Annotated in this window: 11 protein-coding genes; all 11 read left to right on the top strand. The window is 45.5% G+C overall.

Annotated elements, in window-relative coordinates; translation table 11 throughout:
- The coding region (locus OCV62_RS12395) for a hypothetical protein (protein WP_262587049.1) at nt 1-182 on the top strand (182 nt) is incomplete at its 5' end.
- Nucleotides 183-248: 66 nt separating this feature from the next.
- On the top strand, nt 249-1334 hold the full coding sequence (locus OCV62_RS12390) for an alpha/beta hydrolase-fold protein (protein ID WP_262587047.1): 1086 nt from the start codon (nt 249-251) through the stop codon (nt 1332-1334).
- A gap of 175 nt (nt 1335-1509) precedes the next feature.
- Nucleotides 1510-2040, top strand: a complete 531-nt coding sequence (locus OCV62_RS12385) for a phosphatase PAP2 family protein (protein WP_262587045.1) — start codon at nt 1510-1512, stop codon at nt 2038-2040.
- 4 nt (nt 2041-2044) lie between these two features.
- Entirely contained in the window at nt 2045-2488 is a 444-nt protein-coding gene (locus OCV62_RS12380) for a YunG family protein (protein ID WP_262587044.1), read from the top strand.
- A 59-nt stretch (nt 2489-2547) separates the two neighbouring features.
- Nucleotides 2548-4218 carry an RsiV family protein gene (locus OCV62_RS12375; protein ID WP_262587043.1) on the top strand — a complete coding sequence of 557 codons (1671 nt, stop codon included), beginning with the start codon at nt 2548-2550 and terminating at the stop codon, nt 4216-4218.
- 38 nt (nt 4219-4256) lie between these two features.
- On the top strand, nt 4257-4478 hold the full coding sequence (locus OCV62_RS12370; RefSeq protein WP_021915012.1) for a hypothetical protein: 222 nt from the start codon (nt 4257-4259) through the stop codon (nt 4476-4478).
- Between the two features lie 124 nt (nt 4479-4602).
- Complete coding sequence (locus tag OCV62_RS12365; RefSeq protein WP_021915013.1) at nt 4603-5568, top strand: hypothetical protein; 966 nt, start codon at nt 4603-4605, stop codon at nt 5566-5568.
- Nucleotides 5569-5797: 229 nt separating this feature from the next.
- Complete coding sequence (locus tag OCV62_RS12360) at nt 5798-6421, top strand: flavin reductase (RefSeq protein ID WP_021915014.1); 624 nt, start codon at nt 5798-5800, stop codon at nt 6419-6421.
- Between the two features lie 119 nt (nt 6422-6540).
- Nucleotides 6541-7485 carry an L-lactate dehydrogenase gene (locus tag OCV62_RS12355; RefSeq protein ID WP_262587042.1) on the top strand — a complete coding sequence of 315 codons (945 nt, stop codon included), beginning with the start codon at nt 6541-6543 and terminating at the stop codon, nt 7483-7485.
- Nucleotides 7486-7723: 238 nt separating this feature from the next.
- Nucleotides 7724-9277, top strand: a complete 1554-nt coding sequence (locus tag OCV62_RS12350; protein WP_262587041.1) for a carboxylesterase/lipase family protein — start codon at nt 7724-7726, stop codon at nt 9275-9277.
- A 245-nt stretch (nt 9278-9522) separates the two neighbouring features.
- The gene (locus OCV62_RS12345; RefSeq protein ID WP_021915017.1) at nt 9523-11103 is read left to right on the top strand and encodes a glucose-6-phosphate isomerase; all 1581 of its coding nucleotides are present in this window, start codon (nt 9523-9525) and stop codon (nt 11101-11103) included.
- Nucleotides 11104-11112: the final 9 nt, after the last annotated feature.

Raw genomic sequence — 11112 nt, 5'->3', positions numbered from 1 at the left:
TGAGAAGGATTATCTTCGCTACAAAGAGAGCAACCTCGACCTTCCTTCTTTCGGAGCTTCTTGAAAAGAGGGCATACGGAGAAATCTGGAGCCTCATCCACGATGGAGAGAACGTTGCGTTTACTGCAGTCGAAAAGAAGATGGATATAAGCAGCATCCTTACCAGGTTACAAACGAAATAAAAACTGATATAATAGGTACTGGTATTTGGAAACAGATACGACAGAAACAGAAAAGAGGGAAACAAAATGGGAAACAAAATGGAAGAAATCAGTTCACAGCGGAAGCTGGAAGCTCTGGAGGAAAATGGCACATTCATAAGAAAAGACGGAAAGACATTTTTGCAGTTGGACTGCGAAAATGCCAAAGAGCTCTCCATGAAGTGGGGAGAGAAGCTGTATCCGTTTACGAAAACAGGGAAAAAGTGGATTTTGGAACTGCCATTTTCTACGCCTGTGAATTATGTGCAGATCTGTGTAGATGGTCAGGAGGTTCTCAGCCCGGAGCTTCCCATCGCACATGGCTACGGTCGTCCGTATAACTATATTGAGCTGCCGGATGAAGACGGATTATTTGAGCTTCGGGATGTTCCCCACGGAACACTGACCCAGGAATTTTATAAATCCAAAATTTCTGATAACTGGGAAAAGCTGATCCTATATCTTCCGCCATGTGTACCGTCTGCAGGGCTTCCGGTTCTGTATTTGCAGCACGGATTTGGAGAGAGCGAGATTTCCTGGTCAACCACAGGAAAAGTGAATATCCTGATGGACAATCTGATCGCGGCAGGAAAAATCAAGCCCTTTGCGATCGTTATGGGAAATGGCATGGTAAAGCAGCGAATCGACGGAAAACTTAAACTGAATCGTGCGCTTTATGGGCAGATGCTGGTAGAGGAAATCCTTCCGATGCTAGAGAAAAAATATCAGTTTGGGGGAAGCAAGGAAAAAAGAGGTATGGCAGGACTGTCCATGGGTTCTGTACAGACGACCCGTATAATATGTGAACACCCGGAGCTGTTCAGCGAGGTTGGCATTTTCTCCGGCTTTTTAAGAGACAGGATAGTAGGAGATGAAGAACATGACGGAATTGTTCCAAAGTCAGGCGGGCAGTCTTATTTAAAGGCAATGGATGATGCGGCCTTCAACACCTATTTTCATACGTTTTTCCGCTGCATTGGAGATGAGGACTGGTTTCTTCCGAGGTTCCTGGAGGAGGATGAAATTATCCAAACAAAAGGTGTTCGGGAAACCAGAAAAATTTATCACGGAGGACATGACTGGAATGTGTGGAGACCGTGCTTTGCAGACTTCGCACAGATGATTTTCCGGTAAATTTTATAGAAGGATATCAGAGGGATCCCGGCAGCGGTCAGACAGCAGTCCTGACGCTGCCGGGATTGTTTTGCCCAAAAGTAACTGCAGGGGGTGGATGATTGGGCGTTTGATATGGTATGATAGAGACAGAGACATTGGAAACGATTTACAAAACGAATGGAGACTCTGGATCATGAATTTGGAATTTTGGATTCTGGATGGGATTCAAAACCTCAGAACCCCGGCAGTGGATGTGCTCATGCCGTTTATAACCAGCTTTGGAAACGGAGGTGTGATATGGATTGTACTTACAGTTATTTTGCTCCTGATCCCGAAAACACGAAAAACCGGTCTGATCCTGGGAGCAGCATTGATCCTGGACGGAATATTCTGCAATCTGTTTCTGAAAAATCTGGTGAGAAGGATCCGCCCCTGCGATATCAATGATGCCGTCAGGCTTTTGATTCCGTATCCGTCAGATTATTCCTTTCCTTCGGGACATACTGCAGTGTCCTTTGCCGCTGCATCGGCGCTCTATTTTGCAGGGGAAAAGTACCTGTGGAAGGCAGCATTGGTTTTGGCAGCTTTCATTGCATTTTCCAGAATGTATTTGTATGTACATTATCCAACAGATATTCTGGGTGGAGCGCTTCTGGGAATCCTGTGCGGATATCTCGGATGCCGGATCGTGCAGAAAACAGAACAATATAAAAGGAAGATATAAGGCTATGAGCTATCAATTTTGGGGTTGGGAGCATGCAGATGCTCCGGCAATAACAGAAGAATATCCGGGGATCCATAACCCGCGACAGCTGTATGACGCACTGTCAAAGCTCTGGTGTGCAGATACCTGTGCACCGCGGATGCGGAAAGACTGGACAAAGGAAAATCCTACCCTGGGGCAATGTTCCATTACCGCTTTTCTTGCCCAGGATATTTTTGGAGGAAAGGTATACGGAGTTTTACGCCCGGGCGGGAATTATCATTGTTATAATGTAATCGGGGACTGGCGGTTTGATCTGACCAGTGAACAGTTTGGAGAGGAAGCTTTGGATTATGAAAATAATCCGGAGCAGTTCCGCAAAGTACATTTTGCCAAAGAGGAAAAAAGGCAAAGATATGAAGCCTTAAAGGCTGCCTTAAAAGCGTATTGCAGCGCTGGAAACTGTTAAATCAATTTTTGGATAAGCTTTTATAAGCTTACGATGCGGATGCATCAGAACGGGGGAAAATGAAAAAGAGAAGGCTTATTTCTGTATTATTGTGCATTTCCTTATTTTTTGCCGGAGGCTGTGGACAAAAGACAGCAGAGAAACAGCCGGCGACACAGGAAACTGCAGAGCAGACAGCAAAAGAGACACACAAGGCAGAGCGGGAAAACAAGCAGGAAACCGTGCAGGAAAACACGCCTGCAGACGAGCAGGAAGAAGCTGCCGCTGAAACTGGTGCAGCGACAGTTTTGCCAATGTTTGTCGATTATGATTATGAGGCAGAATATGATCAGGACAGCTATGAAACCCTCATCAGCATTGATATACCGAAGATCCTGGTTATAGAGGAAGGGCATGATGCTCTTTGCGCTTCCCTGGAGGAATGGAACCAGAAGACTTACAAAAGTCAGATGGGGGCCTACAAAAATGTAATTTCGGATAACAGGGAGCTTTGGGATGAGGGAGTGGGAATGACAGGGCTTTCGATCGAAGGAAATATTACCTTCACCAGAGCCGATTCCCTTGTTTTGAGTTATTATATGGACACCAATGAATGGCTGGGAGGGGCACATCCCTACAGCTTCAAGGAGACCTGTAATTATGACGTAAAATCCGGCAAGGATTTAAAGCTTTCCGATGTGGTGTCCGATTACGATACCTTTTATAAAGAGGTATGCGCAAAGCTGGAAGAAAGAAAAGACGAATACGGTTTCTATGAGGATTATCCGGATACCGTAAAAAATGTATTCTATGGCGATAAAGAGGAATACGGGGAGCCGTTGTGGACGCTGTCAGGTGATGGCATTACCGTTTATTTTAATACTTATGTGCTGGCACCCTATGCGTCAGGAGAGCAGGCCGTAAGCTTGTCCTTTACAGAATATCCGGAGCTGATCCGGAAGCAATATCAGAAAAATTCGGATCAATGGGCGATTCCGATCGCAGAAGATGAAATCTGCCTGGTGGATCTGGATGGAGACGGTGCAGAGGAGGAAATTTCCTATTCTGCAGACCGGGATGAGTATGATTATGCGGACTCTATCGTGATTCACTGCGACGACAACAGCTATGATACGGAGATGTTTATGGACTCTGATTATTATGGCGGATGTGGCTACAGCGCCTATGGATATCTGATCCGGACACAGAACGGGAAAACATGGCTGTATCTGGAAACAATGGGAGAAGGGGACGGTAAATATCTGCAGATTTTTGAACTGATGAAAAATGATCTGAGACTTGTAACAGCAGATTATCTGGGAATTGATCCGAATCAGCCCTTTGACCCGGAGAGCTTTGTGCTGAGCAAACGCTTTGATATTCTTGGAACCTATGAGGCTTACAAGAAATTCCATGTAGAGGAAGATGGAATTCCGAAAACAGAGGATTTGCTGTGGACAATTGTTTCCACTTATACAGACTGGAAAGTGGAGCTGACCTCGTCCATTGATATGGAGCTGTCTGTGCGGGAGGCGAATACAAAACGCGGCAGCGGACAGAAAGAGACGCTCCCTGCCGGAACGCATTTTGTCCTTCTGAAAACAGATGGCGAAGCATATGCGGAAGCAATGCTGGATGACGGACGAATTTGCGAGTTTGAGCTGGAGCATCCTTCCGAAGAAGAGTGGGAAGGAAGAATTAACGGTGTTTCCATCAGTGACTGCTTTGAGTATGTGCCGTATGCCGGATAAAGGATCCGGCTCTGCATCAGGGATTTAAGGAGGAATTCATGTTTACGAGACCGGACAATACCTATAATGATATCAGGGAAAAGTCGCTGATGCAGTGGCTGGATGAAATGGAGCAGCATTCCGATGTGGCAGTGCGCGGCGGAGTGAAGCTGACCCGGGAATATGTGCAGCATCTGCAGGAGGAAATCAGACGACTGGGGGAAGAAAACCAGCTGAAGGCGCAGTATCTGAAAAAAATGAAAGAGAAAAACTGCAAATAATCGTTGGATTTGTTACATCCTACAGTATGGGGAGTAGGTATTCAATTACAACTTGAATGACAGAAAAAAGAATCTCTTTTAAAATATATTTATGCCAATATATTTGAAAGGAAGGAGATTCTGTATGGTGAACGAGTTATCGAAAGCGCTTTCGGTGGCAGAAATGAAGGTGCAGTATGATGTTCAGTGTCGAAAAGTGTTGGCACAGAAGGAAGTATTGGCGTGGATACTGAAAAATACTGCAGAAGAATTTCAAGAGCTGTCGTTGGAAGAAATTGAGGGATGTATTGAAGGAATGCCGGAGATTGCAGCAGTTGGAGTAAATCCTGGAGAAACTATTATTGGGATGGCAAATGAAGATGCAGTCAATGGAGAAGGGCGAATAGCTTATGATATTCGATTTTATGCAGTAGTATTGCGAAGCAGAGAAAAAATTCGTCTGATTATCAATGTTGAGGCACAGAAATCCTGGTATCCGGGTTACAAAATTCCTACGAGGGGGATTTTTTACGGGGCAAGAATGATTTCGGCTCAGCTTGGCACTGAGTTTTGTGATAGTAACTACGACGATATCAAAAAGGTCTATTCGATATGGTTGTGTTTTGGGGTGCCGGATTATATCGGAAATGCGATTTCAGAATACCGGATGGAGAAACGGGATGTTGTCCCCGGATTCCCGGATGACAGGGCTTCTTATGATAAACTTTCGGTAGTAGTGATTGGATTAAAAGAAAGTAAATCCTATCCGAATGAATTTATCGGAATGTTAAATACACTTTTGTCGCCAGAAATTCCAGTGACACAGAAAAAATCATTGTTAAAAGAAAAATATTCCATGAAAATGGAAAGCGGATTATCCCGGGAGGTTGATTTAATGTGCAATTTATCTGGATATGTAGAAGAAAAAGGCATTGAAAAAGGCATTGAGAAAGGCATCCAAAAAGGTCGTGAAGAAGGAGAAAATGCCCTCGGCAAGCTGATGGATATTTTACTCAGTAAGGGTGATGTCGCGAATGCAAAGCTTGCGGCGACAGATGAAAAGGCAAGAAAAGAGCTGTATCGCAAGTATGGGATTATCGAAAAGCCCTAAACCGGAAATTTAAGAACATAATAAAATTTCGGCAGGAAATTCGAAATAGAATTTTCTGCCGTTTTTTATCTACCGTGTGGGAACAAGAACGAACTCGTAAACAATAGATGCACGCTCTGCGAGCATTCTATTGTTATGAATAAAATTAGTAATAATTACTATTACTATATTGACGCTGGAATAGGATTGGGATATAATACAAGTAAAGAAAAAGACGGGAGGAATCAAAATGAATAAAGAAGCAATGTATAAATTAAGCTACGGATTATTTGTTTTAACTGCCAAAGAGGGAAAAAAGGATAACGGCTGCATCATCAATACGGCGATTCAGGCAGCGTCTGCGCCGAATCAGCTGAGTATCTGTATAAATAAGGCGAATGCGACTCATGATATGATTGTGAACACGGGGAAATTCACGGTCTCAGTCCTCAGTCAGGCAGCAGATTTTGAGCTGTTTAAACGGTTCGGTTTTCAGTCCGGCAGGGATGTGGACAAGTTTGAAGGATACGAAGCCTGCAGACGCGGCGAAAATGGAATTTATTATGTGACAGAGGGCACAAATGCATATATTTCGGCAAAGGCAGATCATATGATAGACCTCGGCTCCCATACGATGTTCATCGGAGAGATCACGGATATGGATGTTTTGAGTAAGGAGCCATCCGTAACCTATGAATATTATCTAAAGGAGATCAAGCCGAAGCCGGAAGCGGTCGGAAAGACTGAGAATGGTCAGACCGTGTGGCGCTGCAAGATTTGTGGATATGAGTATGTCGGAGAAGTGCTGCCGGAGGATTATGTATGTCCGATCTGCAAACACCCGGCGTCAGACTTTGAAAAGATTGTCCGCTGAAAGATGGCAGGAAGGGCGGATAATTAGTTATGCAGCGCTGTTTTTTTAAAGCTTCGAAAAGCGAAGCCTATACAAAACGGCGTTGCGTGGAAAGACAGAAAGATCAGGAGGAAATATCAATGGCGTTAAATAGTAGAAAAGTAGCAATGGTAGGTTGCGGCTTCGTAGGATCGGCTTCTGCATTTGCACTGATGCAGAGTAAGCTGTTTTCTGAGATGGTGCTGATCGATGCGGATCAGAATCGGGCAGAGGGAGAGGCTCTGGATATCAGTCATGGGATGGCTTTCGCGAGTCCGATGAAAATATATGCAGGAACCTATGACGATGTTTCGGATGCAGCGATCATTGTGATTACAGCAGGAGCGAATCAGAAACCGGAGGAAACACGGCTGGATCTGATCCAGAAAAATGCAAAGATCATGCGGTCCATCATCGGTGAGATCAAAAAGCGGGATTTTGAAGGCATTTTGCTGATCGTTTCCAACCCGGTGGATATTCTGACCTATATTGCGCTGAAGGAATCGGGCTATCCCGCAAACCGCGTCATCGGCTCCGGAACCGTTCTGGATACAGGAAGATTTCGGTATGAGCTTGGCGAGCATCTGGGTGTAGACAGCAGAAGCGTGCATGCCTATATCATCGGCGAGCACGGGGACAGTGAACTGGCAGCATGGAGCGATGCCCGTGTCGGCGGACTGAAGATCAGTGATTTTTGCGAGCTGCGCGGACATTTTAACCACGAAGATTCGATGACGAGGATCTTCGATCATGTGAAAAACAGCGCATATGAAATCATTTCTAAAAAACATGCAACCTATTACGGCATTGCGATGGCGGTAGTCAGAATCTGCTCAGCGATTGTGCGGGATGAGAAGTCGATCATGCCGGTATCGAGCCTGATGACCGGGGAATACGGTCTCTACGACGTGGTACTCAGCATTCCGGCAGTGGTGGATGCAAACGGAATTGAGACAGTTGTGCCGATCGAGCTGAGCGAAACCGAGCTGCTCGCGCTGAAAAAATCCGCAGATATTTTAAAGGGCATTCTCAAAGATAATGTATAACTGATCAGTATTTGTCATTTTATGGCGGAATTTCCTATGGTATAATAAAGGAAGATCCGGCAGGCTGATGTTCCTGAAAAAGGATATCACCTGCCGGTTTTTTGTTCGTGACAATAGAATGCTTGCAGAGCGTATATTCTATTGTTCATGACAATAGAATGCTCGCAGAGCGTGCATTCTATTGTTTACGACAGTGGGGTGGAATAGTTAAAAAAATACGAAAGAGGAGAGAACGCACATGAACAAATTTATTTATCAGAAAGACTATCCAGTCGTGCAGACAAAAGAGGGGGCACTGCGGGGATATGAATGGAAGGGAACCTGCATTTTTAAAGGAATTCCGTATGCGCATGCGCAGCGCTTCCGGAAACCGGAACGGGTAAAGCCCTGGGACGGAGTCAAAGATGTACAGTCCTATGGCTATGTGAGCCCGCTTTTGCATCCGGAACAGCCGGGCGGAAATGGGGAAATGATGGTTCCGCATATGTACTGGTCAGAAAAAGAGGATTGCCAGAACTTAAATATCTGGACGCCGTCCATTCGGGATGGCAGGAAACGTCCGGTTATGGTATGGCTGCACGGCGGCGGATTTTCAGCGGGGTCTTCCATCGAACAGCTCGCCTATGACGGAGAAAATTTAAGCAGAGCCGGAGATGTTGTTGTCGTATCGGTGAATCACAGGCTGAATGTGTTGGGATATCTGGATTTGTCTCCGTTTGGAGAAAAATACCAGGATTCTGCGAATGCAGGAAATTTGGATCTGATTGCAGCCCTGGAATGGATCCGGGATAATATTGAAGGGTTTGGCGGAGATCCGGAAAATGTAACCCTGTTTGGTCAGTCCGGCGGCGGAGTAAAAGTCTGGTCGCTTTTACAAATGCCTGAAGCGGATGGTTTGTTCCATAAGGGAATTATTGAAAGCGGCGTAGTAGATCCGGATCTTCTCGGCGATATAGAGGACGGGAACGGAAGAGAGATTGTCAAAGCAATGCTTGTAGAGCTGGGTCTGGAAGAAAAAGATGTCGATCAATTGGAAACCCTTCCTTATGATCAGCTTGCGCAGGCTTATGAAAATGCAGCACCGAAGGTTGCACAAAAAGGCGAATATGTCGGAAATCATCCTCACAAAAATCAAAGTTATTTCGGAGATGCGATCAAACATGGATTTCGGGAAGAAACGAAAAAAATTCCGCTGCTGATCGGTACTGTGCTTGGAGAATTTGATTTCGGACCGGCGATTTCCGGAAAATATGAATTTACCAGAAAAGAAGTGGAAGAAAAAGTAAGCGATGCATTGGGAGAAGAAGGAATTGAGCTGATAGAAGAATTCCTGAAAATCTACCCGGATAAAGCGCCGATTGATCTTCTGTCAGTGGATACGATCTTTCGGGAACCGACAATCCGGTTTATCAAAGAGCGGGTAAAGTGTCCGGACAGCAAGATTTATTCTTTTCAGTTTACCTATGAATTCCCGATGTTCGATGGAAAAATTGCATGGCACTGTTCGGAAATTCCGTTCGTCTTTCATAATATCGATAAGGTTCCGGTGTGCAATTGCGGTGAGGAAACAAATCGGATGCAGGAGCAGATTTGTCAGGCATGGGTAAGCTTTGCAAGGACTGGAAAACCGGAAATTTCCGGGATAGAATGGCCCGCATGTGCCGATGGCGATGAAGCGGTAATGATGCTCGATAAGGAATGCAGAATCAGGCATAATCCGGATCATGAGTTGGTCAACCGTCTGAAAAAACTGCAAACTGCTGAACATTCTGTAGAAAATGTTCAGCACTGAATAACAGTCCTTATCGAAAAAGAAACTTCATGAAATCTTTCTTTTCTATCAGGAAAATTTGGGGAATCCGACATCATTTTTTTTCGTGGGAACTATTGTTTATGAGAGTGCCAAATGTTAGATTCCTCAAAATACATTAGGTTTTTTGTTGAATTTTGAAACGTAGAATAGTATAATCAAAAACGAGTTGTCAGAATTATAACAAGGAAACCTGAAAAATAAAATTGCATGAGGAGGAATCTGTTATGCTGAACTGGAACAATTTGGATACACTGGCTTCTTATCAGGAGCTGGAAAAAGCAGAGCGTATCAATCTGGCGGAAGTGATGTCCGGAGAAAATGGCGCGGAGCGTGTAAAAACCTACAGCACCCCGATCGTGGATGGTCTGACTTTTAATTATGCGGCAAAAGCAGTCGATGACAATGTGCTCGCAATTCTGGACAAGCTTGCCAAAGAGGCTCAGCTGGTAGAAAAATATGAGTCATTGTACAATGGCGCAGTTATCAATACAGGAGAGAAGCGTCTGGTTCTGCATCAGCTGACACGTGGACAGCTGGGCGGCAAGGTCGAGGCAGACGGCGTAGATAAGCGCGAATTTTATGTAACACAGCAGAAGCGGATCGCAGAGTTTGCCAATCAGGTACATGCCGGTGAAATCACCAACGCTGCAGGCGAGAAGTTTACAACAGTTGTACAGATCGGTATCGGCGGAAGTGACTTAGGCCCCCGTGCCATGTATCTTGCAATGGAGAACTGGGCAAAGAAAAACGGTGCATTCAAGATGGAAGCAAAATTCATCAGCAACGTTGATCCGGATGATGCGGCTGCAGTTTTAAATTCCATCGATGTAGAGCATTCCCTGTTCGTGCTGGTTTCCAAATCCGGTACGACACTGGAAACTCTGACCAACGAATCCTTTGTAAAGGATGCGCTGGCAAAGGCAGGACTTGATGCATCGAAGCATATGATCGCAGTTACCAGTGAGACATCTCCTCTGGCAAAGAGCGACGATTATCTGGCAGCATTTTTCATGGATGATTTTATCGGCGGACGGTATTCTTCCACCTCAGCAGTTGGCGGTGCAGTATTATCTCTGGCATTCGGACCGGAAGTATTTGCACAGTTTCTGGAGGGCGCGGCAGAGGTTGACCGCAGAGCGACCAACAAGAACCTGCTGGAGAACCCGGAAATGCTGGATGCACTGATCGGTGTATACGAGCGCAACGTGCTGGGCTATCCTGCAACAGCTGTATTGCCCTATTCCCAGGCACTGAGCCGTTTCCCTGCACATTTACAGCAGATGGATATGGAATCCAATGGTAAATCCGTCAACCGCTTTGGCGAGCCGATTGACTATGTGACAGGACCGCTGATCTTCGGTGAGCCCGGAACCAACGGACAGCATTCCTTCTATCAGCTGCTGCATCAGGGAACCGATATCGTTCCGCTGCAGTTTATCGGATTTAAGGATAGCCAGATCGGCACGGACGTTGTCATTCAGGGCAGCACCAGCCAGCAGAAGCTGTGCGCAAACGTGGCTGCACAGATCGTTGCATTTGCCTGCGGTAAGGCAGATGATAACCGCAATAAGAATTTCGAAGGCGGACGTCCTTCCAGCATTATCATCGGCGACCAGCTGACCCCTAAGACTCTGGGTGCACTGCTTGCACATTTTGAAAATAAGGTTATGTTCCAGGGCTTTGCATGGAATGTAAACAGCTTCGATCAGGAAGGCGTACAGCTGGGTAAGGTTCTGGCAAAACGCGTACTGGCCCATGAGACAGACGGTGCACTGAAGGTATATAGCGACCTGCTGAATATCTGATAGGCTGAC

The organism is Gallintestinimicrobium propionicum, assembly GCF_025567525.1.
In the GTDB taxonomy this organism is placed as follows: Bacteria; Bacillota; Clostridia; order Lachnospirales; family Lachnospiraceae; genus Gallintestinimicrobium; species Gallintestinimicrobium propionicum.
Note: the sequence above shows the minus strand (reverse complement) of the source record. Positions and strands in the feature narration are given on the sequence as shown.

Excerpts from the sequence above, each read along its gene's own strand:
- OCV62_RS12390 (WP_262587047.1), top strand. The coding sequence starts at position 249 with ATGGGAAACAAAATGGAAGAAATCAGTTCACAGCGGAAGCTGGAAGCT.
- OCV62_RS12350 (WP_262587041.1), top strand. The coding sequence starts at position 7,724 with ATGAACAAATTTATTTATCAGAAAGACTATCCAGTCGTGCAGACAAAA.
- OCV62_RS12385 (WP_262587045.1), top strand. The coding sequence starts at position 1,510 with ATGAATTTGGAATTTTGGATTCTGGATGGGATTCAAAACCTCAGAACC.
- OCV62_RS12370 (WP_021915012.1), top strand. The coding sequence starts at position 4,257 with ATGTTTACGAGACCGGACAATACCTATAATGATATCAGGGAAAAGTCG.
- OCV62_RS12375 (WP_262587043.1), top strand. The coding sequence starts at position 2,548 with ATGAAAAAGAGAAGGCTTATTTCTGTATTATTGTGCATTTCCTTATTT.
- OCV62_RS12380 (WP_262587044.1), top strand. The coding sequence starts at position 2,045 with ATGAGCTATCAATTTTGGGGTTGGGAGCATGCAGATGCTCCGGCAATA.
- OCV62_RS12345 (WP_021915017.1), top strand. The coding sequence starts at position 9,523 with ATGCTGAACTGGAACAATTTGGATACACTGGCTTCTTATCAGGAGCTG.
- OCV62_RS12355 (WP_262587042.1), top strand. The coding sequence starts at position 6,541 with ATGGCGTTAAATAGTAGAAAAGTAGCAATGGTAGGTTGCGGCTTCGTA.
- OCV62_RS12365 (WP_021915013.1), top strand. The coding sequence starts at position 4,603 with ATGGTGAACGAGTTATCGAAAGCGCTTTCGGTGGCAGAAATGAAGGTG.
- OCV62_RS12360 (WP_021915014.1), top strand. The coding sequence starts at position 5,798 with ATGAATAAAGAAGCAATGTATAAATTAAGCTACGGATTATTTGTTTTA.